Annotated in this window: 23 protein-coding genes and 1 tRNA gene; 16 read left to right on the top strand and 8 right to left on the bottom strand. The window is 62.8% G+C overall.

Annotated elements, in window-relative coordinates:
* Positions 1 to 103: 103 nt before the first annotated feature.
* The 11 genes from ABD884_RS03685 (at position 104) to ABD884_RS26150 (ending at position 16,293) form a co-directional block, all read left to right on the top strand.
* A complete protein-coding gene (locus ABD884_RS03685; RefSeq protein ID WP_345036717.1) occupies positions 104 to 1,183 on the top strand; it encodes an IS110 family RNA-guided transposase in 1,080 nt (359 codons plus the stop codon).
* Positions 1,184 to 1,440: 257 nt separating this feature from the next.
* The gene (locus tag ABD884_RS03690; RefSeq protein ID WP_345036722.1) at positions 1,441 to 3,486 is read left to right on the top strand and encodes an acyltransferase family protein; all 2,046 of its coding nucleotides are present in this window, start codon (positions 1,441 to 1,443) and stop codon (positions 3,484 to 3,486) included.
* A gap of 196 nt (positions 3,487 to 3,682) precedes the next feature.
* Positions 3,683 to 5,194 (top strand): IMP dehydrogenase, encoded by a 1,512-nt coding sequence (gene guaB / locus ABD884_RS03695; protein ID WP_345036736.1) that lies wholly within the window; start codon positions 3,683 to 3,685, stop codon positions 5,192 to 5,194.
* Positions 5,195 to 5,307: 113 nt separating this feature from the next.
* Complete coding sequence (locus tag ABD884_RS03700; protein WP_028265037.1) at positions 5,308 to 6,444, top strand: GuaB3 family IMP dehydrogenase-related protein; 1,137 nt, start codon at positions 5,308 to 5,310, stop codon at positions 6,442 to 6,444.
* A gap of 103 nt (positions 6,445 to 6,547) precedes the next feature.
* Complete coding sequence (locus tag ABD884_RS03705; RefSeq protein WP_345036751.1) at positions 6,548 to 8,302, top strand: glycerol-3-phosphate dehydrogenase/oxidase; 1,755 nt, start codon at positions 6,548 to 6,550, stop codon at positions 8,300 to 8,302.
* 39 nt (positions 8,303 to 8,341) lie between these two features.
* Positions 8,342 to 8,830, top strand: coding sequence for a PTS sugar transporter subunit IIA (locus ABD884_RS03710; RefSeq protein WP_345036761.1), 489 nt, complete (start codon positions 8,342 to 8,344; stop codon positions 8,828 to 8,830).
* Positions 8,831 to 8,914: 84 nt separating this feature from the next.
* The gene (locus tag ABD884_RS03715; protein WP_345036766.1) at positions 8,915 to 9,751 is read left to right on the top strand and encodes an SURF1 family protein; all 837 of its coding nucleotides are present in this window, start codon (positions 8,915 to 8,917) and stop codon (positions 9,749 to 9,751) included.
* Complete coding sequence (locus ABD884_RS03720) at positions 9,748 to 10,269, top strand: DUF3817 domain-containing protein (RefSeq protein WP_345036771.1); 522 nt, start codon at positions 9,748 to 9,750, stop codon at positions 10,267 to 10,269. The genes ABD884_RS03715 and ABD884_RS03720 overlap by 4 nt, the downstream gene beginning before the upstream one ends.
* 139 nt (positions 10,270 to 10,408) lie before the next feature.
* Positions 10,409 to 12,013 carry a glutamine-hydrolyzing GMP synthase gene (gene guaA, locus ABD884_RS03725; RefSeq protein WP_345036782.1) on the top strand — a complete coding sequence of 535 codons (1,605 nt, stop codon included), beginning with the start codon at positions 10,409 to 10,411 and terminating at the stop codon, positions 12,011 to 12,013.
* A gap of 128 nt (positions 12,014 to 12,141) precedes the next feature.
* Positions 12,142 to 16,038: an AAA family ATPase gene (locus tag ABD884_RS03730; protein WP_376954809.1), complete on the top strand. Its 3,897-nt coding sequence runs from the start codon at positions 12,142 to 12,144 to the stop codon at positions 16,036 to 16,038.
* Positions 16,039 to 16,047: 9 nt separating this feature from the next.
* Complete coding sequence (locus tag ABD884_RS26150) at positions 16,048 to 16,293, top strand: hypothetical protein (RefSeq protein ID WP_376954816.1); 246 nt, start codon at positions 16,048 to 16,050, stop codon at positions 16,291 to 16,293.
* 39 nt (positions 16,294 to 16,332) lie between these two features.
* On the opposite strand, the gene cpaB is transcribed toward ABD884_RS26150, so the two are convergent.
* The 3 genes from cpaB to ABD884_RS03745 form a co-directional block, all read right to left on the bottom strand.
* The gene (gene cpaB, locus ABD884_RS03735) at positions 16,333 to 17,151 is read right to left on the bottom strand and encodes a Flp pilus assembly protein CpaB (protein ID WP_345036790.1); all 819 of its coding nucleotides are present in this window, start codon (positions 17,149 to 17,151) and stop codon (positions 16,333 to 16,335) included.
* 74 nt (positions 17,152 to 17,225) lie between these two features.
* Positions 17,226 to 17,489 (bottom strand): FmdB family zinc ribbon protein, encoded by a 264-nt coding sequence (locus ABD884_RS03740; protein WP_345036794.1) that lies wholly within the window; start codon positions 17,487 to 17,489, stop codon positions 17,226 to 17,228.
* A gap of 162 nt (positions 17,490 to 17,651) precedes the next feature.
* Positions 17,652 to 18,257, bottom strand: coding sequence for a 5-formyltetrahydrofolate cyclo-ligase (locus ABD884_RS03745; RefSeq protein WP_345036803.1), 606 nt, complete (start codon positions 18,255 to 18,257; stop codon positions 17,652 to 17,654).
* Between the two features lie 121 nt (positions 18,258 to 18,378).
* Between ABD884_RS03745 and galU the strand changes: the two genes are divergently transcribed.
* The 5 genes from galU to ABD884_RS03770 all read left to right on the top strand — a co-directional run bounded on the left by galU (position 18,379) and on the right by ABD884_RS03770 (position 21,869).
* Positions 18,379 to 19,284 (top strand): UTP--glucose-1-phosphate uridylyltransferase GalU, encoded by a 906-nt coding sequence (galU, locus tag ABD884_RS03750; protein WP_345036811.1) that lies wholly within the window; start codon positions 18,379 to 18,381, stop codon positions 19,282 to 19,284.
* Between the two features lie 6 nt (positions 19,285 to 19,290).
* Positions 19,291 to 19,911, top strand: a complete 621-nt coding sequence (locus ABD884_RS03755) for a GNAT family N-acetyltransferase (protein ID WP_345036819.1) — start codon at positions 19,291 to 19,293, stop codon at positions 19,909 to 19,911.
* Positions 19,912 to 20,018: 107 nt separating this feature from the next.
* The gene (locus tag ABD884_RS03760; RefSeq protein ID WP_345036823.1) at positions 20,019 to 20,957 is read left to right on the top strand and encodes a hypothetical protein; all 939 of its coding nucleotides are present in this window, start codon (positions 20,019 to 20,021) and stop codon (positions 20,955 to 20,957) included.
* Positions 20,958 to 20,963: 6 nt separating this feature from the next.
* Positions 20,964 to 21,758 (top strand): SDR family oxidoreductase, encoded by a 795-nt coding sequence (locus ABD884_RS03765; RefSeq protein WP_345036831.1) that lies wholly within the window; start codon positions 20,964 to 20,966, stop codon positions 21,756 to 21,758.
* A 38-nt stretch (positions 21,759 to 21,796) separates the two neighbouring features.
* Positions 21,797 to 21,869, top strand: a tRNA-Ala gene (locus tag ABD884_RS03770).
* A gap of 57 nt (positions 21,870 to 21,926) precedes the next feature.
* Here the strand turns inward: ABD884_RS03770 and ABD884_RS03775 are convergent.
* The 5 genes from ABD884_RS03775 to ABD884_RS03795 all read right to left on the bottom strand — a co-directional run bounded on the left by ABD884_RS03775 (position 21,927) and on the right by ABD884_RS03795 (position 26,260).
* Entirely contained in the window at positions 21,927 to 23,006 is a 1,080-nt protein-coding gene (locus tag ABD884_RS03775; protein WP_345036717.1) for an IS110 family RNA-guided transposase, read from the bottom strand.
* A gap of 308 nt (positions 23,007 to 23,314) precedes the next feature.
* The gene (locus tag ABD884_RS03780; RefSeq protein ID WP_345054506.1) at positions 23,315 to 24,517 is read right to left on the bottom strand and encodes an IS30 family transposase; all 1,203 of its coding nucleotides are present in this window, start codon (positions 24,515 to 24,517) and stop codon (positions 23,315 to 23,317) included.
* Positions 24,518 to 25,151: 634 nt separating this feature from the next.
* Positions 25,152 to 25,325: a hypothetical protein gene (locus ABD884_RS03785; protein ID WP_345036844.1), complete on the bottom strand. Its 174-nt coding sequence runs from the start codon at positions 25,323 to 25,325 to the stop codon at positions 25,152 to 25,154.
* 14 nt (positions 25,326 to 25,339) lie between these two features.
* Positions 25,340 to 25,912 carry a hypothetical protein gene (locus ABD884_RS03790; RefSeq protein WP_345036847.1) on the bottom strand — a complete coding sequence of 191 codons (573 nt, stop codon included), beginning with the start codon at positions 25,910 to 25,912 and terminating at the stop codon, positions 25,340 to 25,342.
* Between the two features lie 39 nt (positions 25,913 to 25,951).
* Positions 25,952 to 26,260: a hypothetical protein gene (locus tag ABD884_RS03795; protein ID WP_345036855.1), complete on the bottom strand. Its 309-nt coding sequence runs from the start codon at positions 26,258 to 26,260 to the stop codon at positions 25,952 to 25,954.
* Positions 26,261 to 26,319: the final 59 nt, after the last annotated feature.

Raw genomic sequence — 26,319 nt, forward strand, 5'->3', positions numbered from 1 at the left:
TCGGGGCGTGACCCATCACAGTGCTGTTCCGACGTGATTCCTACCCGGACTGGTGCCGGCCTATAACGGCCACCACCCGAGTCCATCACAAAGGAAAAGTACGGTGACCGCCTTGTCTATCGTCGCGCATTCTCACCCATTTGTCGTGGGTGTCGACACTCACGCCCGCAACCACGTCTACGCCATCCTCGACGCCACCAACGGCGCGCTGCTGGATACGCAGTCATTCCCGACTACCGCAGCTGGCATCAACCGGGCTATCAAATGGGTGGCACGCCGCACCAACGCCGACGCCGATACCCTGTGGGTGATCGAAGGCGCTGCGTCCTACGGGGCGATCCTCGCGGGCACCGTGGCAACCCATGGATTCCCAGTCGCCGAGGCGCCGCGCATGGATGCCAAGAAGCGCCGTGGTGTGGGCAAGTCCGATGCTCTGGACGCCCACCAGATGGCCATGGCCGTTCTGCCTCTGCCGGCGGACAAGCTGCGCCGACCACGCCTTCACGACGGGGTCCGCCAGGGCGTGCGGATCCTGGTCACGGCCAGGGGATCCATGAGCAAGGACCGGACCCGGTCGGTCAACGCCCTCAACGCCCTGATGCGCGGCAACGACCTGGGCATCGATGCCCGCCAAAAGCTCACAGGCGCCCAGATCACGGAGGTCTCAAAGTGGCGTTCCCGCGAGGAAGAGCTCTCCCTGTCCATCGCCCGTGCCGAGGCCGTGCGGTTGGCCAGACATGTCCTGGCGCTGGATGAGCAACTCACGGCCAACGAGAACCAGCTGGACGACCTCGTGAAGGTCAGCGAGGCCGCACCGTTGCTGGAAGAGACGGGGTTCAGGGCGATCAGCGCCGCGAAGTGCCTCGCCGCGTGGTCACACAAGGGCCGGGTCCGCAACGAGGCAGCATTTGCCTCCTTGGCCGGGGTAAACCCGATCCCCGCGTCCTCCGGGAACACTGTCCGGCACAGGTTGAACCGGGGCGGTGACCGGTCCCTGAACAGTGCCTTGCACATGGTCGCGATCGTCAGGATGACCCATGACGGCGAAACCCGCGAGTACGTGGAGAAGCGACGCGCCGAGGGTCGTACGGACAAGGAAATTCGTCGTTGCATCAAACGCTACCTGGCGCGCCGCATCTACCGCGCGCTCAGCGCCGCGGCAATAGCGATGAACGCGGCTTGACAGACATAGAAGAGTCGACCCCTAGAATCCAAGGTGGGGGCCGGGCCTTCTGCGTTTGCTGTGGTGCAGGACCACCGCCTAACACTGCCAAAACGGCACGGAGGATCGACCCAGACAACGTTCCGGAAGCTCTCAGCCGCCTGTGTCTTAATGGATTGTAAGAAGTTGGTTGAACGCAGTCTCAATTGACGAAGAACATTTTGAATCAGTAGGGTTGACGGTTTGAGCAGCACCCTGGAGGCAAGACTTTGACAACCATGCGCCCAATCGCGCCAAGGCGAACTCGCGGCGAGCCGCAGAATCCGGCACCTAAATCGACGTTCCGTCCTGAAATCCAAGGGCTTCGATCTGTTGCTGTCCTCATGGTTGTCACCTACCACATTTGGTTTGGCCGGGTGTCCGGTGGAGTGGATGTCTTCCTCCTTGTCTCCGCCTTCCTGATGACCTTGCAGTTCACACGGCGGCACGCGAACGGCCAGGCGACTGCGCTTATCAAGCACTACCTCCACCATTTCCGGCGGCTCGTTCCAGCCGCCGTGATCGTGATCGTCGGAACTTTGGCCGCAACCTACCTCTTCCTTCCCGGCACACGCTGGGTGGACACGATCCAGCAGGGCTGGGCTTCGCTCTTTTACGGAGAGAATTTCCTGTTGCAGTCCCTGGCCGTCAATTACTACGCCTCGGACCACAGTGCGGCCAGCCCGCTGCAGCATTTCTGGTCGCTGTCCATCCAGGGGCAGGTCTTCATTGTCTGGCCGCTTATATTTGTCGGGGCCGGCCTCTTGGCGAGGCGGTTCAAGCTCTCATATGTCCCCCTTCTTCGCTACATTTTCGGCGCAATCTTCCTCGCTTCGCTCATTTACTCGGTGGAGTTCACCGCAGTCAACCAGTCACAGGCGTACTTCTCCACCCTGGCAAGGCTGTGGGAGTTCGCCCTCGGCACGCTCCTGGCTCTGTACTTGCCGTCGTTGAAACTCCCGAAGACGCTGCAGATCGTCCTTAGCTGGGTCGGCATCATCGCCATGCTCAGTTGCGGCCTGATCCTCAACGTCGAGACGGCGTTCCCCGGATGGGTGGCGTTATGGCCCACGTTGGCCGCAGCTTGCATTCTCGCGGCGGGCAACACGGGAAGCCGTTTCGGTGCGGACCGCATCCTTAGTTCCAAACCGCTCGTCCGCATGGGAAGCAACTCCTACGCGCTGTATCTATGGCACTGGCCGATCCTGGTCATTTACTTGGCCTGGTCGAACAAGACCCACGCCGGCTGGTTGTCCGGAAGCGTGATCATTATCGCCGCTTTCGTCCTGGCAGTCCTGACCACGAGGTTTGTCGAGAAGCCATGGCGGGAATGGCGCTGGCCGGAGGTGAACCGGCGACGAAGCGCGATTGCGCTTGTGGCCGCCGCGACGGTGGCGATCGTTCCGCTCGCGGGATGGCGCTTCCAAATCGACCAGAGCAACCAGGCCCTCCTTGCCAACATGGATGCCCGCAACCCTGGTGCGGCTGCCGTTGGCGGGGCCTTCGTCTACACTCCGGATCCGGGCATTCCCCTCGTTCCGGCCATGACCGCCATCGACGCTGACTGGCCCGTATTCCCGAAGGCGTGCACCGGCGGGAGCGACCCGAACGACTTCGTGAACCGATGCACCAACGGGATTAAGAATGGAACCAAGTCAGTTGTGGTCATCGGCAATTCCCATGCCCACGTGTTGAACACGCCGTTGCTCACTATGGCCCAGAAGAACAACTGGAGCCTCACCTCAATCACCAAGGGCTATTGCCCGCTGACCGAGAACACCTCGGACGATGTCACGCAGTCGTGTGTTGACTTCAACACGGCCACGCTGGCGGAGGTCCTCAAGATGAAGCCCGACGTCGTCGTGACCACCAGTACCCGCACGAACGTGGATCCCAACGTGACTGAGCGGGTCGATCCCGGCTTTGTGTCGGAGGTCAAGACCCTCAACGATGCCGGCATCGAAGTTGTTGCCCTCAGGGATACGCCACGTCCGGCCCAGCCGGTCCCGGCGTGCCTCGAGAAAAACCGGACGGCGTATGTCGCCTGCGGTTCGCAGCGGGACCAGATCTATGCCCAGGATTCGCCGACGGCAGCGGTGGCTGCGCAGCTGCCGGACACCAAGTTCCTTGATCTCACGAAGTACTTCTGTCCGGACGCGAATTGCCCTGCTGTGATCGGCAACGTGATTGTCTACAAGGACGACAACCATGTGTCGGCCACCTACATGAAGACTTTGGAGCCATACTTCGAGAAGGCGTTCATGGCGGCCACCGGGTGGAGCTAGCGGCCGGACCGCGCGACGCCGGTGGCCCCGGGGGTGCCGTTACTCACATTGCCCTCGCGGAATATGGGGATCGGCGGCGAGGTTCTACTATTTATTCAGAACCTTTGTGCACAGGCCAGTCCCGTAATGACGGGCTGGTCATCAGTTGCAACCCCTACCAGAGCAACCCCCAAGAACCAAGGTAAGAGGCGCACTCATGACCCAGCCCGAACACGATCCTTTTGGCTTCATCGGCCTGACCTACGACGACGTCCTGCTGCTGCCGGGTCACACCAACGTCATTCCGTCCGAAGCCGATACCTCTTCCAGGATTTCCAAGCGAATTTCGGTTCAAACCCCGCTACTGTCCGCCGCTATGGACACCGTCACGGAGTCCCGCATGGCAATTGCCATGGCCCGCCAGGGTGGCCTGGGCGTCATTCACCGCAACTTGTCGATTGAGGACCAGGCCGATCACGTCGATCGCGTCAAGCGCTCCGAATCGGGAATGATCACCAACCCCCTGACCATCCACCCGGAAGCCACCCTGCAGGAACTCGACGAACTGTGTTCGCGTTACCGGGTTTCCGGCCTCCCCGTCGTCGACCCTGATGGCCGCCTGCTGGGCATCGTCACCAATCGGGATACCCGCTTTATTCCGGAGTCGGACTTCCCGTTGAGGCTCGTCAGCGACGTCATGACGAAGATGCCGCTCATCACGGGCCACGTTGGCATCAGCCGCGAAGAAGCTTCGCACAAATTGGCCACTAACAAGATCGAGAAGCTCCCGCTCGTTGACGAGCAAGGACGCCTCCAGGGCCTCATCACGACCAAGGACTTCACCAAGGCCGAGCAGTACCCGCTCGCGACGAAGGACGAAGAGGGCCGGCTCCGCGTCGGCGCTGCCATCGGCTTCTTCGGCGATGGCTGGGAGCGGGCCATGACGTTGATCGACGCGGGCGTCGACGCGTTGTTCGTCGATACCGCCAATGGTCACTCGCAAGGTGTCTTGGACTTGATTACGCGCCTGAAGTCCGATCCCGTTGCCGCGCATGTTGACATCATCGGTGGCCAGGCAGCTACCCGTGAAGGCGCCCAGGCCCTGATCGACGCCGGTGCCGATGGCATTAAGGTAGGCGTTGGACCCGGCTCCATTTGCACCACGCGCGTTGTTGCCGGTGTGGGCGTCCCACAGATCACGGCCATTTATGAGTCCTCCAAGGCCGCCATCCCCGCAGGTGTGCCGCTGATCGCCGACGGCGGCCTGCAGTACTCGGGCGATATCGGCAAGGCCCTCGTGGCCGGCGCCGACACCGTCATGCTCGGCTCTTTGCTGGCCGGCTGCGATGAATCGCCGGGAGAGCTGATCTTTGTCAACGGCAAGCAGTTCAAGAGTTACCGCGGCATGGGTTCCCTGGGTGCCATGCAGTCCCGTGGCAAGAACACGTCCTACTCGAAGGACCGGTACTTCCAGGCGGACGTCTCCGGCGATGACAAGCTCATCCCCGAGGGCATAGAAGGCCGGGTCGCATACCGTGGCCCGCTCTCCTCGGTTGCATACCAGCTGGTCGGAGGACTGCGCCAGACCATGTTCTACACGGGTGCTCCCACGATCCCCGAGCTCAAAGCGCGTGGGAAGTTCGTGCGGATCACCGCGGCCGGGCTGAAGGAATCCCACCCGCATGACATCCAAATGACCGTCGAGGCTCCGAACTACGGTTCGCGCTAGGCGCAACCAGTACCCGGATCGGTTTTCGAGCGAGCCCGCCCCTTCATCATGAAGGGGCGGGCTCCTTGTTTTCCCTGCCGGTACATGGCGCCGCACTGGGATAACCTAGAGCAGTGACTTATGAGATTGAGATTGGCCGTGGCAAGCGTGGGCGTCGTGCCTACTCCCTGGATGACATTGCGATCGTCCCCAACCGCCGGACGCGCGACCCCAAGGACGTCTCCGTCTCATGGCAGATTGACGCCTACCAGTTTGAGATGCCTGTCATCGCGGCACCCATGGACTCTGCGATGTCGCCGGAAACGGCCATCGCCCTTGGCAAGCTCGGAGGTCTGGGCGTTCTGGATCTCGAGGGCTTGTGGACGCGCTACGAGGACCCTCAGTCCGTACTGGATGAGATCTCTGCCCTTGAGGATGAAACGGCCAGCCCCGCGGTGACGCGTCGCATGCAGGACCTTTATAAGGCTCCCATCCAGCCCGAACTGATCACCAGCAGGCTTGCGGAAATCCGCGCTTCCGGCGTGACCGTGGCGGGTTCGTTGACGCCGCAGCGCACCCAGGAGCACTACAAGACCGTAGTTGCTGCCGGCGTCGACATTTTTGTCATTCGGGGCACCACGGTCTCGGCTGAACACGTTTCCAAGAACCACGAGCCATTGAACCTCAAGCAGTTCATTTACGAGCTCGACGTCCCGGTGATCGTTGGCGGAGCCGCCGGCTACACCCCGGCCCTGCACCTGATGCGTACCGGCGCGGCCGGCGTCCTCGTGGGCTTCGGCGGCGGGGCAACGACCACCACGCGCCGTGCACTCGGCATCCACTCGCCCATGGCTTCGGCCATCTCCGACGTCGCCGCCGCCCGCCGCGACTACATGGATGAGTCCGGTGGACGTTATGTGCACGTCATCGCCGACGGCGGAATGGGCTCGTCGGGCGACATCGTCAAAGCCATCGCCATGGGCGCCGACGCCGTCATGCTCGGCAGCGCTCTGGCCCGTGCCGAAGAAGCTCCGGGCAAGGGCTGGCACTGGGGCCAGGAAGCCCACCACCTCGAGCTGCCCCGCGGCGACAGGGTCAACGTCGGCACCGTCGGTCCGCTCGAGGAAGTGCTCTTCGGACCGGGCCATCACACCAACGGCACCTCCAACCTGATTGGCGCGTTGCGCCGTTCCATGGCAACCACGGGTTATTCGGACCTGAAGGAATTCCAGCGGGTCGACGTCGTCGTCTCGCCTTACGAGGGCCAGTAGCTCCTGCCGAGGCCGCTGCAGCCGCCCTGCGCAGCCCCTGCCCAAGCCCGCGGACAAGAAGTAGTGTGGGGAACTACGGGCTTTGTGCGATGGGAGGCGTCCGATGAGCAGTGTTGCAGATGGTTCGCAGAGGAATGATGCCGGAGCGTTGAGTCCGCAGGCACGGGCCAGATCCCTTGAAGTGCTCAAGGGCACTGCGGAGCCCGGCAAGGAACTGGACATCCTGATTGTCGGCGGCGGCGTGGTTGGCGCCGGGGCTGCCTTGGACGCAATCACGCGGGGATTGTCCGTGGGTATTGTCGAAGCTCGGGACTGGGCTTCAGGCACGTCGTCGCGGTCCTCGAAGCTGATTCACGGCGGCCTGCGTTACCTCGAAATGCTTGACTTCGCGCTGGTACAGGAAGCTCTCCAGGAACGCGGGTTGCTGATCCAACAAATCGCACCGCACCTTGTCCGGCCGGTCCCGTTTCTCTATCCGCTCACCCGGCGTTTTTGGGAGCGGCCCTACGTGGGTGCGGGCATCCTTCTCTACGACACCCTTGGCCTCACTTCAGGCCACAGCCGCGGTGTCCCCATGCACAAACACCTCTTCCGGCGGGGAACGCTGAGGGCTGCCCCGAGCCTCAAGAGCGATGCGTTCGTGGGGTCCATCCGGTACTACGATGCCCAGGTTGACGACGCCAGGCTCGTCGTCAATGTCGTCCGCACTGCGGCGCACTATGGAGCGCATGCCGTGAACAGGATGCGCGTGGTGTCTTTCGTGCGCGAAGGCGAACGCGTGGTGGGCGCGAAGGTGGAGAACCAGGAGGACGGCAGCATCATCGAAGTCCGCGCCAAGCAAGTGGTCAATGCGACGGGCGTCTGGACCGACGAGACCCAGGCCATGGTGACGGATCGCGGCCAACTCAAGGTCCGCGCTTCCAAAGGGATCCACCTTGTGGTCCCGCGCGACCGCTTCCAGTCCACGGTGGGATTAATCCTGAGGACCGAGAAATCCGTGCTGTTCGTCATCCCGTGGGGGAGGCACTGGATCATCGGTACCACGGACACCGACTGGAAGCTCGACAAGGCCCACCCCGCAGCATCCACCAAGGACATCGACTATGTTCTCGAACACGTCAACCGTGTCCTGAAACGGCCTTTGACCCGTGAGGATGTTGAAGGTGTGTATGCAGGCCTCCGGCCGCTGCTGGCAGGGGAGAGCGACTCCACTGCCAAGCTTTCGCGCGAACATGTTGTGGCGCACCCCGTTCCAGGGTTGGTGGTGGTTGCCGGGGGCAAGTTCACTACGTACCGGGTCATGGCGAAGGACGCCGTTGACGAAGCGACCCGCGCCATGGATGAGCGCGTTCCCGCGAGTTGCACTGAAACCATCCCGCTTTTGGGTGCTGAAGGATTCAAAGCTGCATGGAATCGCCGCGGAAGGACCGCAGACGAGGCCGGGGTCCACGTGGCCAGGGTGGAGCATTTGCTCAACCGATACGGCTCCATGACGCCGGAAGTCCTGGCGATCATCAAAGACAATCCGGCGATGGCCGAGCCACTGCCGGGCGCCGACGACTATCTTTCGGCCGAGGTTGTTTATGCCGCAACCCATGAGGGTGCCCGCCACGTCCACGATGTCCTGACCCGCCGCACCCGGATATCGATCGAGTCGTGGGACAGAGGTGTTTCCGCTGTCCCTGTTGTCGCTAAGCTGATGGGAGAAATTCTTGGCTGGAGCGACGCCCAGCGGGAAAGCGAAATCAAGCACTACCTGGCCCGGGTGGAAGCTGAACGGCTCAGCCAACAGCAGCCCGACGACGAATCGGCCGATGCCGCGCGCATGGGAGTCGATGACATCGTTCCCTTGCGCTGAGCGGCCTGGGCTGGCTGGGCACACTGGAGGCAAAACGACGTGGCGGAACCGCTGGACCCGTATGATGCCGAACTGACGACGCCGGAGACCGTCATCTTGGAGATGGAAGCGACGGACAAGATCGATGCCGCGGGCCAGCTCGCGGAACGGCTCTACGCCGCCGGACGCATTACGGACCTGGGGGGTTTCCTCGAAGTCGTCAATTCCCGCGAGCACCAGCTGGCGACCGGACTGCCGGGCGGCATTGGATTGCCCCACGCCCGCAGCGAGTTTGTCTCGCGTGTCTCCATCGCTGTTGGCATCACGAAATTCGGGCACTCCCTGGACTTCGGCGCGAGCGACGGACCGGCCACGGTGGTACTGCTCATCGCGACACCGGCCAGTTCCTTCTCGGACCACCTCGAAGTGCTTGCCACCTTGGCGCGGTCGCTCTCCAAGGAGTCATTCCGGGAATCCCTCCGGCGGGCCCATGATCCGGAAGTCATTGCCGAACTGATCAACTCCAGCCTGGTGTTCTTCGACCACTGAGACTCGGACCTCCGGGGCTGCCCACGCTAGGGCAGCCCCACTCTCGTTTAGCTGTTCTACAGCTTGACGAAGTACGGTTAAGGGGTGTTGAAAACTGCTCTGAAGCCTCGCTGGATCGCAGGACTTGTCTTTGCTCTCCTGCTCTCCGGGGTGTTTGTGCTGCTCAGCCAGTGGCAGTTCGGCAGATCCACGCAAAGCGACGTCCCTGCTGACGACCCCGCGGTGGAGCAAGTCAAGCCGCTCACCGGAACTCTGCAGCCGGGAACGTTCTTCCCGAGTACCGCATCGGATCAAATGGTCAGCGCCAAAGGCAGTTACGATCCCGCCAAGCAGGTCCTTGTGGAGGGCAGGCTGCTCGCCGGACAAAAAGGGTACTGGGTGGTCAACGCGTTTGCCGTCGACGGCGCCCCCGTCCTCCAAGGCGCAGGCGCCTCCCCGAAGACCTGGATCCCCGTGGCACGCGGCTGGGTCGCCGATCCCGCCCAAGCCGGACCGCCGCCGTCGGGCAGCATTGAATTGACCGGACGGCTCCTGCCGTCCGAAGCGCCAGTGCCAAACGTCGACGCCGGAGCGGGCCGCGCCTCCGCGGTTTCGGTCGCCGAACTCATCAACACCTGGGATGTCTCAAGCTATCCCGGCTTCGTCGCCGCGACTTCGGAAACGTCGGCGGGCAAGGTGCTTGCACTTCCGGCGCAACTGAAGCCCCTGAATATCCCCGCCCAGCCGCCCAACCAACAGATCAACTGGCTCAACCTTTTCTACTCGGTGGAATGGGTGGTCTTTGCAGGATTTGCCCTGTACATCTGGTGGCGCATGGTGGCCGACGACTACCGGCGTACTCTCGAAGAGGACGAGCCGGACGACGAATTCCCATCCGACGATTTGCCAGAAATGACCAAGCCAGAACAGGTACAGCCATGATTGAGCCCAAGCCGGCCATCCAACCCGAACAGTCCGGAGAATCTGCCTCGAAGCCAGCCCTGGCCAAGAAGAAGCGCCGCTTCGGCGGAACCACGGCCCAGATCCGATCTGCCTTGAAGTTCTACAAAGTCATGGCATACCTCACCGGCACCATGCTGCTTCTCCTGTGCGCTGAGCTTGTGGCACGCTACGTGTTCGGTGTGTATCTCTTTGCCGGTGGCACGAACGCAATCACAGGCCAGCCGTTCGGCTTTGGATTTACCGACGCCGAGTCCAAGTCGGTCCTCGGGGGCGTGAACGTCTCGATCGCGGTGCTGATCGTCCACGGCTGGATGTACGTGATCTACCTCATCTCGAACTTCCGTTTGTGGTCGCTCATGCGCTGGCCGTTCCTGAAGCTCGTCCTGCTTGCCCTGGGTGGCGTTGTCCCGCTGATGTCGTTCATTGTGGAGAAGAAGTTCCACTCGGAAGTCGAGATGGAACTCGCCGCTCATCCCCAGGCGTCCAAGCGCTACTAGTTCCTGAGTGGCCGGTTGACGGTCCGGTCCCGGCGGGTATTGTGAGATCGCTAACGTCGGGTTGTCTTCCGGGTGTTTCCGGGGCTTCACGAGCAGCTCCAAGGTGCACCGGGGCATCCCGGCAAAGTAGGCTGTTACGGTGACTACTCCCACCGCACCCTTCAGTTCTGAAGCTCAGACTTCCCAGAGGCCGGTGCTGGTTGTTGACTACGGTGCCCAGTACGCGCAGCTGATTGCCCGCCGCGTCCGTGAAGCGAATGTGTACTCGGAGATTGTTCCGCACACTTTCACCACCGAGCAGCTTCTGGCCAAGAATCCGGCAGCGATCATCCTTTCGGGCGGACCTTCCAGCGTTTACGCCGAGGGTGCGCCGAGCGTTGGTCCGGACCTTTTCGAGGCGGGCGTGCCTGTCTTCGGTATTTGCTACGGCTTCCAGGCCATGGCCAACGCGCTCGGCGGCAAGGTCGCTCAGACCGGTTTGCGGGAGTACGGCGCTACCGAGGCCACCACTGTTGGTGCGGCCCGATCGATCCTTGCGGGTATCCCGGACTCCCAGAACACCTGGATGAGTCACGGAGACTCCGTTCATGAGGCCCCGGCAGGCTTTGAAGTCCTGGCGACTACGGCGGGTGCACCCGTCGCGGCTTTCGCGAACGAAGAGAAGCACCTTTATGGCGTCCAGTGGCACCCGGAGGTTAAACACTCGGCTCACGGACAGCAGGTCCTGGAGAACTTCCTGTTCAACGGAGCGGGCCTGAAGCCGAATTGGACCACGGGCAACATCCTCGAAGAACAGGTGGACCGGATTCGCCAGCAGATCGGCGATGCCAAGGTCATCTGCGGACTCTCCGGCGGCGTCGACTCGGCTGTGGCCGCAGCCCTCGTGCAGCGCGCCGTAGGCGATCAGCTCACCTGCGTATTCGTGGACCATGGCTTGCTGCGCGAAGGTGAAGCCGAACAGGTCGAGCGCGACTTCGTAGCCGCAACCGGTGTGAACCTCTACGTGGCAAACGAGCAGGAGCGCTTCTTGTCCGCTCTCGCCGGGGTCAGTGATCCCGAGACCAAACGCAAGATCATCGGCCGCGAGTTCATTCGTGCGTTCGAGCAGGCAGAGAGGGCAATTATTGCCCAGGCTGCGTCCGAAGGCGAGAGCATCAAGTTCCTCGTCCAGGGCACCCTGTACCCGGACGTCGTCGAATCCGGCGGCGGCGAAGGTGCTGCTAACATCAAGAGCCACCACAACGTGGGCGGGCTGCCCGAGGACCTGCAGTTCGAACTTGTTGAACCCCTGCGTGCGCTGTTCAAGGACGAAGTTCGTGCCGTGGGCGCACAGCTCGGCTTGCCGCAGGAAATCGTTGGACGCCAGCCGTTCCCTGGTCCCGGACTGGGTATCCGCATTGTTGGCGAGGTGAACAAGGAAAGACTCGATCTGCTGCGTAAGGCAGACGCCATCGCGCGTGCCGAACTCACTGCGGCCGGGCTCGACAATGACGTCTGGCAGATGCCGGTAGTGCTGTTGGCTGATGTCCGGAGCGTTGGCGTACAGGGCGACGGGCGTACCTACGGACACCCGATCGTGCTGCGTCCCGTTTCTTCAGAGGATGCCATGACTGCCGACTGGTCCAGGCTCCCTTATGATCTCCTCGCCAGGATCTCCAACAGGATCACCAACGAGGTGGACGGGGTCAACCGCGTGGTACTGGATGTCACCAGTAAGCCGCCGGGAACCATCGAGTGGGAATAGCTTTCTGAGTGACCGGCCTCTGTTTCAGAGGCCGGTCACTCTGCATTTCCCCTGAAGTCAGGGGTAATTTGCCTTTCCACCAGTGTTGCGGTGCGGACTGCAGGTCTCTTCCCGCTACCCTCGAAAGTATGCCGATTTGGTCCAAGTCGTCTCGAGCCAGAACAGAAAAGAAGGCAGCAGTGTCAGTAAGTCAAAGCCACGAAGAGAGCTCCGCGGAGCTTCGGAAATGGCTGTCCGGGCTCAAGCCCGTGACTGGCGCGGACACGATGCTTCGCTTCGTCAAGACGCCGGAAGGATCGATTGACCTTAGTAACGGCCATCCGTCAGGCCTCGCACAGCTCCTCGTCGGCCGTCGAACCCGTCTTTCCACTCTGATCCGGGATCGCCAGCAGTACCTTGTTGCCGCGCGTGCCGCAAGGAACCTTCGCTCGAAGATCTTCGAACTGGGCAATGACCGGGGGATCGACGCAGGTTACCTGTCGTGTGGCACGGTCGTGTGGACGTCGGCGGTCGGAGGAAAGCCCCAGCGTGTTTCTGCTCCCGTCATGTTGGCGGCCATTTCGCTCACGGCACGGCCGGGCGAAGATGACTACGAGCTGCAGCTTACCGAGCAAGCCAGCATCAACCCCGCGTTGGTCCGGCACTTGAAGACCGTCCACGGAATTGTGTTCGACGTCAACGCAGTGGGCCGCATGGCGTACAACACCGCTCGCCTTGACCCCCTGCCAGTCCTTGACCGCCTGGCCACGCTGGTGCAGCCGATCCCCGGTGCGGAGGTAACTCCCAATCTCCTCGTAACGACGTTGGCGGATCTGTCCGGTAACTTGGATGACCCCTGGATCAACGAGAACAACAGCATCGTTTCCTCCCTGTTTGAAGCCGCCAACGGCGGGGAGGTCGAACCCGAACCCATCCAGTCCGGGCGGTTCCCAAGCCTTGACGAGCGCGATCCCGTCGAGGAGTCGCTGCTCCTGGACGCGGACACGGACCAGCAATTCGTCGTGGATGCCGTCCGGGCAGGCGATTCGCTGGTGGTCAGCACGCCGCCAGGCAGCGGCCAGACCCAAACCGCCATCAATGCCATCGGTGCGCTCGTCAACGAGGGCAAATCGGTGCTTGTCGTTGGCGACCGGCGAGCGAGCCTCAATGGCCTCGCCGCGCATTTCGAATCCCTTGGGCTCGAATCGATATTGTTCAGGCCAGGGAACGGCGCTAAGGCACAGCAGCTCAAGGGACAGTTGGTCAGTGCGATCATCCGCAACGAGAAATCGTTGGAGCCGCAGCTTGCGAATCTCCACAAGACCCTGACCGAGCACCGCCATGCGCTGATGGACCATGTCGCGTCTTTGCACAACGTGCGCGAGCGTTGGGGGTGCTCGCCCTATCAGGCCATGCAGTCGCTCGCGGAACTAACCTCCATCCACCCTGCCCCCGCCACGACGGTGCGCTTGAAGCGAAGTGTGCTGGACAATATCAAAGACCGCGCTGAGTTGGCCGAGAGGCTTCGACGCGCTGCCGAGCTTGGCAGCTTCAGCCGCGCTTCGACGTCGAGCCCCTGGTACGGGGCGCGTTTGGTCACGCGCAAGGAGACCGAGGAAGCCCAGCAACTGGCCCGTGCGGCCGCGGAACACCTTCCCCGGATGCGGGAACGGATGAACCAGGTTGCGGAGCACTCCGAAATCCGGCTCGGGGCCAACTTCGCCGAATGGGGCTCGCAACTAGGGCTGTTGATGGCGGTGCGGGAAAGTCTGGACAAATTTACTCCCGATATTTTTGACCGGCCAGTCCACGATCTGATCTCGGCTACGGCGACCTCCGCCTGGCGTCGTGAGCAGGGCCTCGAGATGCCTTCGATGCAGCGCTCTCGTCTGCGTCGCGTGGCCAAGGAATACGTCCGCCCTGGTGTCCACATTGCCGATCTTCACAGTTCCTTGGTCCTCGTCCAGTCACAGCGGGCACTCTGGGCGGAATACGCGACCACTCAGCGCCATCCGGCAGTCCCCTCCGGACTCGCGGACTTGGGTGCGAGCTACCGCGAACTGGACCGGGATCTCCGCCGTCTGGGCGACTGCCTCAAACATACGGCGGGCGGCGGCGACCTCCACGCGACCCGTTACGAAGACCTCATGGAGCGGCTTGAACGCCTGGTCGCGGATACGGGAACCTTGGAGACCCTCCCGGAACGCACGCTTTTGGTCGAGAACATGCGCGAGCATGGACTCGGCGAGCTTCTTGCGGATTTGGCGGAGCGCGAAGTGCCTGCCGAATCCGTTGCTGCCGAACTGGATCTCGCTTGGTGGCAATCCGCCCTCGAAGCGATGATCAGCGGCGATGACTACCTTGCCATGTCCGACGGCGATTCCCTCCGCCGCCTCGAAGCCGAGTACCGTCTCGCGGACCATGCGCACATCGCCAGCGGTGCCGCCCGTTTGCGGTGGAAGCTCTCCGAAATGTGGAGGGCTGGAATCGCGGAACATCCCCGGCAGGCAGAATTGTTGCGGAACCTGATCAAGGATGGTCGCGTTACCCTGTCGGCGCTCAGCGCCCAAGCGCCAGACCTTGTCACGCGGCTGGTTCCCGTGTGGTCAATCAGCCCGTACCTGCTGACGAGCCTTTTGCCGGCCGAGCAGAAATTCGACGCGGTGGTGATTCTTGATGCCGAGGGCACGTCCCTGCACGCTGTGCTGCCTGCCATAGCCCGAGCCCAGCAAGTGGTTGCCTTCGGCGACGCGAACGTCGCCAATGCCCGGACGTTCAGTGTGGCGGTGGAGCCTCCCACGGCGGGTGGCATGAGCCAGGACATAGTCGACAGCGCTTTCAGTGCCCTGGCCCGGGTCCTGCCCACGCGGCAGTTGAACTGGGTGTATCGCGCAGTGGATGAAGATCTCGTGCTGCAACTGAGCAAGAACTACTACGATGGTGGCTTGCGTCGGCTTCCGGATGGCCAATCGGTCACAGGGCTGGACCGCTCGGTGGTAGTTGAGTACATTCCGGACGGCACCGGCTTGCCAGGTTCGGACCACGAAGGCGTTGAATCCGTTGCTGCCGAGGTGAACCGCGTGGTTGATCTGGTTTTTGAACACGCCAGGCTCCGGCCCCGGACCTCGCTGGCAGTGGTCACGGCGAGCCTGAGGCATGCCGCAAGGATCGGCGAGGCCATTAGGCTGCAGTTGCCCAACTATCCGCTGTTGTCGGGTTTCTTCAACGCCGGTTCGGAATCCTTCCGGGTGGTTGATTTGGAGCGTGCCCAAGGGCTGGTCCGCGACCACGTCATCTTCTCCCTGGGCTTTGGCCGGACTCCGCATGGCCGGGCGCTGCACAGTTTCGGCCCCCTGTCCGTTGAAGGCGGCCGCAACAAGTTTGCCTTGGCAATGACCCGCTCGCGGAGATCGCTGCACGTTCTGAGCTGCTTCCGTCCGGAGGATCTGGACCTGGACAGATTGGCTCATGGAGCCGTCGAATTCCATGAACTCCTTGACCGTGAATTGTCGGGGAACTCGGATCTGGGGACACCTGCCACCAGGGCTGCTGCCAGCGAGCAAGCCCTCGGTGAGGATCCGTTGGTGGCAGATCTGGGCGAGCGGCTCCGTGCCCGTGGGGCTCGTGTGTGGCACCACTATGACGGGGTCCTGGACATCGCTGCCGCGGCCGATCCCGTGCACGCTATTGGGCGTGACGACAGCGAAATGCCCACCCCGGTGGCCATCGAATCGGACGGCACGGAGCGATACCGCCGCATGAGTGTCAGGGAACGCAGCAGGCTCCGGCCCCAGCTCCTGGAACGCCTCGGTTGGCGGTATATGTCTCTGTGGACCATCGAGGTCTTCACGGACCCCTCGTCCTGCGCGGACCGCATCGGGGCATACCTTGGGCTGGAGAAGCCGGTGGCGCCCCCGTACCCTGATGTCCAGGATGGCTTCCTGGACATGGATGTTGAACAATTGGAACTGGATCATCAGGCGGAGCCGGCCCGGGCCAGGCTTGGCGAAACGCACGGCCCCGATTCGGGACTGGCTGCCCCTTAGGAAATCGCAATGCCGGAAAGCAAAGACACTCCAGCTAGGCAAACGCCGGAGACCGGTGCGGATGTGGCGGAATCCGACACGGAGTTGGACAAGCGGGAGAAAACAGAATTGGAAGCCACAACGGAGCGGAAACCGGCGGCAGAAGGCATTTTGCCGAAGAAGGCCGCCGAGGATGATCCACGCCGCTGGGGTGATGATCCTGGATATGATCATGACGCCTGGCTGAAGGAGCAAAGGCCTCCACACTGGGGCTGACGGTCCCGCGATGATCTTGGCAATCCTACGGTGGTCGCCCTAGTGGTGGCCATCACGATTGACCAACACGAAGAAGAGTTTCCCGCGGGTGGAGGCTCCGGCGAGGATTTCCGCCTGCTGCGGGTTCGCTGCGACAACCACGAGGCCGTCCGACTCCTTGGTGCCTAGCCACTGACTGGCCTTGCCTCCCTGTGCGGAGGTCCACAAGACCGGGACTGCCGCGGCCAGGAGTTCGGATTTCTTGCCGGGGCCTCCGAGTCCGTCCGCGGCGGTGAGTACAACGTTGACCAATTGTCCGGGCGAGACCAGCTGAATTGAAGCGGGATCGGCCATGCGCAGTGGAACGGCCGCGGCCGCCGGATCGGTGCCGGTCAGCAGGCCCGGACCTAGGATTTGGGCGTCAGTGGGGATCTGCCCTTTCTGGAGGGGTGAGGCCAGCTGTTTTCCCGTATATCCAGTACTGGAAGTGAGCGCACCGGACGGAGCTCCACCGGGAAGAACTTCGAGGGGGACGAGGTCGGAATCGACCAAACCGGATCCGGCCGGAAGATCCCGGGCGGCGGCTAGGACCGTGACCCGCTCTTCCGTGGCAGGAGTGAGTTGATGGACTGCCATTCCGGCGGCGATGCACAGCAGGAGGGCCACCATGAGACGTCGGTTGCGGTTCAGCCAGCTGCCAAGCCGGCGGGAGATGGAATATCCCGGGGGAGCGCCGCGATGCCAGACCGGCCCGAAGGGAACAGCCGGAACACCACGACGAGGGCGGCGTTTCGCAGTGCGGGCGAAAGGTCTATTGCTTGGAACCGAAGTAGATCCCGTAGAACGGGGGTCTTGGGTGACGAACGGCTTTGCTGGCATGCCGCCACGCTAACCGCAGCCATGCTCCCGTGGCAGAGCCTAGTTGAGCTATGTGGAAAACCGGCGGCCCGGGGTCAGCTCGCGGCGGCAGCAGAAGCCGATGCCGGAGCCGGGGATGCCGCGGGTGCGGCCGGCGCAGCAGAAACGGTGCTTCCCTTGGAGTCCCGGGAGTCCGTGCGGTAGAAGCCCGATCCCTTGAAGACGACGCCCACGCTGTTGAATTTCTTGCGCAGCGGTCCTTGGCATTCGGGGCAGTCAGACAGGGAACTGTCCGTGAAAGCCTGAACGATGTCAAAGGCATGGCCGCAGTCTTTGCAGGCATAAGCATATGTGGGCACTGGTGATCCTCCTCCGGGACGAACTACAGGTCCTGCGCCGCCAAGGTGGATTGCTCCGTCCATTAGCAGTCCCAGGGCCTGAGTGCTAATTCTATCATCCGTCGGAGGGGTCTCTACCAGAACCAGAGACTGTGGGGGAGCAGCCAAATCGCCGAAGCACGGTCAGCCGGCTGGAGATAGCTGGACGATTCCCCGGGGGGTGAGCGCCGCTGTCACGGGCTTATCGAACGGTTCTGCCGGGATGGCGCCCGCGGGTAGGACTTCGTGGTCATAGACGACGGCGACAGCCGGCGGACGCTGCCTGTCGGCGTCGAGCTTGTCCAGGAGCCGGTCGTAGTATCCGCCGCCTTGGCCGATGCGGTTGCCACCCTCGTCAATCGCAGTAGCCGGGAGGAAGATTCCTTTCACATCCTTGACGACGTCACTATCGAACCGTTCGCCCACCGGCTCATCAATGGGGGCATACCTTGAACGAACAAAAACCGTCTCCGGTGTCCAATACACCCAGCTCAGGCGCCGTTCCGGTTCACAGACAGGAAGAAGGACCCGGTGGCCAGCGGCATGGAGTGCCGCAAGCAAAGGCATTGTCGGGGGTTCTGCGGCGACCCCGACATAGGCCGCAAAAGTCGCGCGTTCGCCTTGGGCGACGGCATCCGCCCAAGAGAGGCCATAGCGGGCGATCCCGGCTCCTGCGTCAGCTCGTTGTTGGCCCGTCAGGGTTAGCCGCCGGTTGCGGTTTTCCCGGCGGATGTCGTCTTTCAAAGTCACCTTTTTGCTCCAGTTCTTCCTGCTGTCCGGCTCCTAGGATGCTGAAGGTACGTCCGGTGCTCTTTCGTCCAACAGTGCATCCTTCTGCCCAATGTCCAGTTCCTTCCGTTAGATTAGTCCGGTGACTTCCAAAAACTGCGCCGTCCGCAAGGCTGTTATTCCCGTTGCCGGGCTCGGCACCAGGTTTCTGCCTGCCACAAAAGCCATGCCCAAGGAGATGCTCCCGGTAGTCGACAAGCCGGCCATCCAATATGTTGTCGAAGAAGCCGTGAGCGTAGGCCTCAATGACATCCTCATGATCACGGGCCGCAACAAGCGTGCGTTGGAGGATCACTTCGACCGTGTGCCGGCGTTGGAGGCGACCTTGGAGGCCAAGGGCGACACCACCAAGCTGGACTCGGTGCAGGCTACCAGCAACCTCGGGGACATTCACTATCTCCGCCAGGGCGATCCCAAGGGGCTGGGGCACGCGGTGTTGCGTGCAAAGCAGCACGTTGGATACGAACCATTTGCGGTTCTTCTCGGTGACGACCTCATCGACGCCCGGGACACGCTCCTCAGCGACATGATCGAAGTCCAGCACAAGACCGGGGGATCAGTCGTCGCCCTCATTGAAGTCGAGCCCTCCCAGATCAGCGCCTATGGCTGCGCGGACGTCGAGGATATCGGCGAGGATGGCTACGTCCGCATCAAGCAACTTGTCGAAAAGCCGGCCGCAGATGAAGCTCCGTCGAACCTGGCCGTGATTGGTCGCTACGTGCTCCATCCCTCGGTATTCGACGTTCTCGAGAAGACCGAGCCGGGCCGTGGGGGAGAGATTCAACTGACCGATGCCCTCCAGGTCCTGGCCGCCGGAGACGGCGAAGGTAGCGGCGTCTATGGAGTCGTCTTCCGTGGCCGCCGGTACGATACCGGAGACAAACTCAGCTACCTCAAAGCCTGCGTCCAGCTTGCGTGCGACAGCGAAGACCTCGGACCCGGCCTGCGTGAGTGGCTGCCGGGCTTTGCCGCCGGCCTCAGCAAGTAGCTCACTGTGTGGGGGGCGGCCATCTGGCCGGTGACGCTTGAATGTGGCGACCTCATCCTGCGTCCCATTCATTACCGGGACAAGAAGGAATGGACCGAGGTCCGCTCGCGCAACAGTGACTGGCTTGCCCCTTGGGAAGCGTCAAACCCGGCCCCCGGCGGCAATCTGCCGAATTATCGGCAGATGGTGGCGTCCCTTAACGCCCAAGCGCGGCAGGCGAGTGCCCTTCCGTTCGTGATCGCGGAGCGTACCCCAGGATTCCGTGAGCCCAGGATCGTAGGGCAGTTGACGGTCTCCTCGATCATGTGGGGATCGGCCATGACGGCCACCCTTGGGTATTGGGTAGACCAAGCCCGCGCCGGCCATGGGATCGCTCCCACCGCAGTTGCCATGGCGACTGACCATTGCTTCGAAGCTCTTGGCTTGCATCGGATGGAGATCAACATCAGGCCGGAAAACGGGCCGAGCCTCCGCGTTGTCGAAAAGCTTGGATTCCGTGACGAGGGCCGTCGTGAGCGTTTCCTCCACATCAATGGGGCATGGGCGGACCATCGAAGTTTTGCGCTGACCTCCGAGGAAATCCCCGGTGGCTTGCTCGCTGTGTGGCTTGGACGAGCAAGCAACTAGTCCATCTGACTGAATGGGGGTCATAAGTCTATTGATTTGCCGACTCTCCGACGACACACCGCGCGCAATGCGGTGGCGCCCGCGTATTTGCTTCTACGGTTTTGAATGTGGACTTCCCTCTCAGCAGCTCGGTGATACTGGTGGTTGCTGTTGCGCTGTGGATCGTTTGGGTTGCGCCATACATACTGCGAAATCGCCGCCAGCACATCCAACTAGCGGCCGACGTTCCAGTAGATGACAGTGAAAAAGTCGCTCACGAACCGCAAGCCGGGGTGGTTCTGTCAATCGCCCCTCGGCAGGAGAAAGCAATGGAAACCATGCAGAGCACCGCAACCGCATTGCCCAGGAAGTCGGCCGGCTCCGGTGAACGGCGTGATGCTGCAACGGACGCCGTGGTTTTCAAAATAAGATACGGGCGCTGCGCCCTTGCCCTCGCAGGTCTTCTCTTGCTGCTCACGGCGGCCGTTTCGGGCGTCCTGCGCCTTCTGGGCCTGGTTTCGGGTTGGCTGCCGTTGGTCTCCCTCGTCGGCACCGTTGGCGCCGTCTTCCTGCTTCGCCGTCTGGCCATCAGGGACCGCAGGGCGAAGATGAACACAGCCTTCCGCAACGCAATGGGTCCAGTGGTTGAGGCTCCCCGCGTCAGCACAAAGGCGGCGGACCTCCCGCAGACCAAGATTTTCGACGCGGAAGCCGAAGCGCGCGACGCGAAGCGATTGACCGCCGTCGAGCTTCGTCAGGCAGCGCTCAACGTTGCTGTTGCCGCTGGCGACCATACGGTCCGGTTTACCGAAGAGTCCAAGGAATCCGAATGGCAGCCGGTCGATGTTCCCAAGCCAACTTACGTTGACGCCGCTAAGGCGACGCGGCCAGCACCGGAACCGCTCGATTTGCCTGAGGCTCCCAAGCCGTTGGGCAAGCCGACGTTGAAGCAGTCCGGCGCGCCGTCCGCGAACCCCTCGATCCAGGGGCCGGTCCAGGCGCAGCACAGCAAGCCCCAGAGCGCCCTCAGCAATCTTGACGACGTCCTGCAACGCCGCCGGGCATAGCTTCCTGTGACCACCGTCTGCGTAGCCGGTGGCACGGGACAAGTGGGCCGTGAAGTCGTCCGGTTGGCGCTCGACGCCGGACTTGACGTGACGGTGCTGAGTCGCCGCCCGCCGTCGGGCACGTCGCCAGCCCATCACGACGGCGCCCGCTACTTTCAGGCGGACGTCACCACAAGCACCGGGTTGGCGGAAGCTCTCCAGGGGGCCGACGTCGTGATTGATTGCCTCGAGGGGCAGACCGGCAAGGCGCGCAAGAATTTCGCCGACGGCGGCGCGCAGCTGCTCGCCGCGGCCACGCGCGCCGGGGTCCGCAAGGCGGTCCTCCTCTCGATCATCAACTGCGACAAGAGCAACGCAGCCTTCTATGTCTCCAAAGCCGACAAGGAGCGGGTATACGAACGGTCGGCGCTCGAGACCGTGGTTGTGCGGGCCACCCAGTTCCACAGCCTCGTGACGGCCGTCTTCCAGGCGGGAGCGAAAATTCGCCTGATTCCTGTCTTCAGGGGCGCGCGCTTCCAAACAATTTCGCCGAGTGATGTGGCCGCCGAGTTGCTGGCGGAGGCACTGGGGGAGACCTCCGCAGAGCGGCACCGGACGCGAACCATCGGCGGACCGGACATCCGGAGCATGCGCGAACTCGCCGAAACCTGGCGGAAGCTGACGGGGCATCCCGGATGGATCGTGGAGCTTCCGTTGCCCGGGTCAATGGGCAAATATCTTCGGAACGGGCTCAATTTGGCCTCGAGCCAACGGACAGGGACCGACACGTTCGAGTCTTGGTTTGGCAAAGCACGAAGATAGTTTGTAGCCTAGGGGCACTGGTAACAAACGATTGACCAGGGGCTATAGCTCAGTTGGTAGAGCGCTTCGTTCGCATCGAAGAGGTCAGGAGTTCGAATCTCCTTAGCTCCACCGTGAAGGCCCTCCCACCTGCGGCTTGGATTCTAGGGGTCGACTCTTCTATGTCTGTCAAGCCGCGTTCATCGCTATTGCCGCGGCGCTGAGCGCGCGGTAGATGCGGCGCGCCAGGTAGCGTTTGATGCAACGACGAATTTCCTTGTCCGTACGACCCTCGGCGCGTCGCTTCTCCACGTACTCGCGGGTTTCGCCGTCATGGGTCATCCTGACGATCGCGACCATGTGCAAGGCACTGTTCAGGGACCGGTCACCGCCCCGGTTCAACCTGTGCCGGACAGTGTTCCCGGAGGACGCGGGGATCGGGTTTACCCCGGCCAAGGAGGCAAATGCTGCCTCGTTGCGGACCCGGCCCTTGTGTGACCACGCGGCGAGGCACTTCGCGGCGCTGATCGCCCTGAACCCCGTCTCTTCCAGCAACGGTGCGGCCTCGCTGACCTTCACGAGGTCGTCCAGCTGGTTCTCGTTGGCCGTGAGTTGCTCATCCAGCGCCAGGACATGTCTGGCCAACCGCACGGCCTCGGCACGGGCGATGGACAGGGAGAGCTCTTCCTCGCGGGAACGCCACTTTGAGACCTCCGTGATCTGGGCGCCTGTGAGCTTTTGGCGGGCATCGATGCCCAGGTCGTTGCCGCGCATCAGGGCGTTGAGGGCGTTGACCGACCGGGTCCGGTCCTTGCTCATGGATCCCCTGGCCGTGACCAGGATCCGCACGCCCTGGCGGACCCCGTCGTGAAGGCGTGGTCGGCGCAGCTTGTCCGCCGGCAGAGGCAGAACGGCCATGGCCATCTGGTGGGCGTCCAGAGCATCGGACTTGCCCACACCACGGCGCTTCTTGGCATCCATGCGCGGCGCCTCGGCGACTGGGAATCCATGGGTTGCCACGGTGCCCGCGAGGATCGCCCCGTAGGACGCAGCGCCTTCGATCACCCACAGGGTATCGGCGTCGGCGTTGGTGCGGCGTGCCACCCATTTGATAGCCCGGTTGATGCCAGCTGCGGTAGTCGGGAATGACTGCGTATCCAGCAGCGCGCCGTTGGTGGCGTCGAGGATGGCGTAGACGTGGTTGCGGGCGTGAGTGTCGACACCCACGACAAATGGGTGAGAATGCGCGACGATAGACAAGGCGGTCACCGTACTTTTCCTTTGTGATGGACTCGGGTGGTGGCCGTTATAGGCCGGCACCAGTCCGGGTAGGAATCACGTCGGAACAGCACTGTGATGGGTCACGCCCCGAGGGGTGGACAATCTTCTGATTAAGCTACCGAGGTGGGCCGGACGGGTACCGGCCACCCACCTGTGGACGGACAAGTCGACCCAATGACACCCTGAGGGTCAGTCGCAACATGAGTCACCTCCACGGGGCGGAACGGCCGGTACCTATCCTGCCAGCCAGTCCCAGACCAGCTACAAACAACTCTCACAGTTGCAACACCTGTTGGTTAGGTGGTTAGTAGTAAATCACGCAAACGCTCGGCTGGAGTATTCCAGCCGAGCGTTTTGCGTGGGCGTCCGTTGAGTTCCTGCGCGACGTGTTCGAGGTCTTCGGGGCCGTAGACGGACAGGTCGGTGCCTTTGGGGAAGTATTGGCGCAGCAGACCGTTGGTGTTTTCGTTCGTGCCCCGTTGCCAGGGGCTGGCGGGGTCGCAGAAGTAGACATTCATGTCCGTGGCGAGGCTGAAGGATTTGTGTCCGGCCATTTCGGCGCCTTGGTCCCAGGTCAGGGAGCCCCGCAGGTGCGCCGGCAGGGTGTTCATGGTGGCGATGAGGCCGTCGCGGACGGTTTCGGCGGTGTGGTCGCCCGGGAGGTGGACGAGCATGACGTAGCGGGTGGTGCGTTCGACCAGGGTCGCGATCGCTGACTGGTTGTAGGCGCCGGTGATGAGGTCCCCTTCCCAGTGGCCTGGCACGGCGCGGTCCTCGATCTCGGGCGGGCGCTCGGAGATCATGATCATCGGGTCCACGAACCGGGGGGTGCGCTGCTCGCCGGTGCGGTGCGGCTTGCGGCGGGTCCGGCCGGTGCGCAGCGCTACCTGTATCTCGCGTTTGAGTCCGCCTCTGGCCTGGACATAGAGGGCTTGGTAGATCGTCTCTGGGCTCACGCGCATCTCCGGGTTGTCGGGGAACTCTTCGACCAGCGTGTGGCTGATCTGCTCCGGAGACCAGCGTAGGAGCAGTTTGTCCTTCACATAGCGCCGCAGCGGACCCTCTACAGCGAGCTTGGCCGTCTTGGGCCGCGCCCGCCGGGCAGCGGCCTTCCGGTGCGCCCCGTGGGGCAGGTATCCCAGCCGGGGATCGGTATTTCGGCCCAGCTCGCGGCTGATCGTTGAAGGCGAGCGGCCAAGCGCATGGGCGATGGCCCTGATCGAAGTGCCCGCGGCGTGCAGGTCCCGGATCATCTCCCGCTCCTGCACGGTCAGGTATCGCGGATCGATGGCCTTCTCCAGTGCCGATACCGGTAGGAGGACCTGGGTCGTTCCGGTCGTGCCGGCGGGAGGGGTCAGGGTGGTCACACCACGTTTGTAGTCGACGATTCGGCCATCCGGGTAAATGCGTCGGCCGCCGGACTTGCGGATTCCGTGGTCCCACTCTTGGGCGGTCCGGAGATGGATCCCGACTGCTGCGGCAGCTTTCCGCCGGCTCATGCCGGTCTTGCGCAGCCGGAAGTACTCATCCCGGCCCGGGTGAGGACCCGTCCCCGTTTTGCCGTGGCTTTTCAGCCCGGCGTTGCGCACCCAGCCGGCGCACGTGTCGGGGCTCAGTCCGAGTTCCCGTGCTGCCTGCGTCGTGCTCTTGAGGCGGTCGAACACAAGGAAGAACTCTTCCTTCTGCGCGGGCGTGTATTTCCTCTGCCCGGGCACCCGATTCCGGGGGACCTGCCCAGGGAGCCGGGATTTGTGGACCCACTGGTAGCACGTCATCAGGTTGAATCCGAGCTCCTTGGCGGTCGCGCTCACACTCCCAAGGCGGTCCAGCACCGAAAAGAACTGATCCTTCTGCCCCGGCGTGTACTTCCTGCGCCCGCCTGTTTTCTCCGTTAAAGACGACACGGTCGTTGCAACTCCCAAAAATTCTGGGTGTTGCAACGACCGCTAGAACCCGCCCGGAAACGCTGGGGCGGAGGGCTTTTCTTGTGGCCAGTTCCGAACCCACCCCACGTTTTGGGATGGAAATGCATTCCAGATCAAGGCCATCGTCTATTTGTTGTCCGGGCCGTTGCGGGTCCAGCGCATCATGTCCATCGCCGCCGCGGGGCAGCCGCGCGGGCGACGGCCGTCGTCAGCCGCTCTTGAGCCGGTTCCGCAGCGGGAGACTATGGTTGATGGCCAGGATCCGCAGCGGATCCATCGCGGTGGTCCGGTCCGCCGGGTCTAGCATTTGCCAGGACCGGTGGCCCGGGTCGGCGAGTTTCTTATGCAGGCTCAGGATGCGGGACTTGTCGCTGCCATTCATGTGGCCTGCTGTGATCAGGGGATTCCTGATGGTTGCACACAAGACGACGGCGTCGTCCAGATGCCGCTCCTTGTCTCGGGAATCTTCCCGGTAGGCGGCCCCTTGAGCACGAGCGCGCCTAGGGTGTTGGGGATGCTGATGAACACCGGCCCGGCGTCGTCGACGATCATGCGGCAATTGACTGTCCGCTGCAGGGCCTGGGTGCCGCCGGTGACCTGGAAGGGTTGACGTCCCCCGAGTCTGGGGATCTGTTTCGGTGCAAGGTGGTCTGCCACCATTACGTCGATCTGCTGCTTCCCGTGAACGAAACGGTGCGCCGGGGCATCATCGTCAATGGACTTGTGGACGGTGTAGCCAAGCCGGTCAAGGACGGCACTGACTGACGACGTCGTCGCACCTGTTTCGATGTGGAGAACAATGTCGACGTCCGCCGTCGGGCGCGTGACGGCGAGCACCGCGGCGGCGCGTGCAGCTGCACCATCAACCCGCAGACGAGCATCCACTGGGTGGACGGCAATAACCTTGCGAGCTCGACGCACTGCGGCCAGGGAGTACCCCATCCACCCGGCGGGACGGGGACATCCCATACTTCGCGATGGTCGGTGGGGCAGGCCGTCTCTGCGGACTCAGGCATGGAGAAGTCCATCGATGATGCGCCGGCCGGCGCTGCGTTCGCGGGTGGTGAGGGAGTCCATGAGGTCCACGGCGATCGCGGCGACTGGTGCCTTTACTTCTTCGAAGGGCTCGCTGAAATCCACCTCGTGGATAATGGCGCTGCCGTCAGGGTCCTCTACCATGCCGAGTGCGTCCGCGAGCTGGCGCGTTTGTCCTCCACCGGTTTCGTGATCCAGGATAACGACTCGGTGCCCCGACGCAAGCAACAGGAAGGCATCGACTTCATATCGTGTCAGGGAGTCCTCCGCCCTTTTCGGCACGCAGCGAGGTTCTCAGCCGCGTTCCGCAACGAGCAGGGAGTTTGGCCGGCTGTGGGGCA

Source organism: Arthrobacter methylotrophus (assembly GCF_039539965.1).
Taxonomy (GTDB): Bacteria; Actinomycetota; Actinomycetes; order Actinomycetales; family Micrococcaceae; genus Arthrobacter; species Arthrobacter methylotrophus.

Excerpts from the sequence above, each read along its gene's own strand:
- ABD884_RS03785 (WP_345036844.1), bottom strand. The coding sequence starts at position 25,325 with ATGAATGGCAGCGACAAGTCCCGCATCCTGAGCCTGCATAAGAAACTC.
- ABD884_RS03690 (WP_345036722.1), top strand. The coding sequence starts at position 1,441 with ATGCGCCCAATCGCGCCAAGGCGAACTCGCGGCGAGCCGCAGAATCCG.
- ABD884_RS03720 (WP_345036771.1), top strand. The coding sequence starts at position 9,748 with ATGATTGAGCCCAAGCCGGCCATCCAACCCGAACAGTCCGGAGAATCT.
- guaB (WP_345036736.1), top strand. The coding sequence starts at position 3,683 with ATGACCCAGCCCGAACACGATCCTTTTGGCTTCATCGGCCTGACCTAC.
- ABD884_RS03790 (WP_345036847.1), bottom strand. The coding sequence starts at position 25,912 with ATGGGATGTCCCCGTCCCGCCGGGTGGATGGGGTACTCCCTGGCCGCA.
- ABD884_RS03780 (WP_345054506.1), bottom strand. The coding sequence starts at position 24,517 with ATGAGCCGGCGGAAAGCTGCCGCAGCAGTCGGGATCCATCTCCGGACC.
- ABD884_RS03705 (WP_345036751.1), top strand. The coding sequence starts at position 6,548 with ATGAGCAGTGTTGCAGATGGTTCGCAGAGGAATGATGCCGGAGCGTTG.
- cpaB (WP_345036790.1), bottom strand. The coding sequence starts at position 17,151 with ATGCCAGCAAAGCCGTTCGTCACCCAAGACCCCCGTTCTACGGGATCT.
- ABD884_RS03730 (WP_376954809.1), top strand. The coding sequence starts at position 12,142 with ATGCCGATTTGGTCCAAGTCGTCTCGAGCCAGAACAGAAAAGAAGGCA.
- ABD884_RS26150 (WP_376954816.1), top strand. The coding sequence starts at position 16,048 with ATGCCGGAAAGCAAAGACACTCCAGCTAGGCAAACGCCGGAGACCGGT.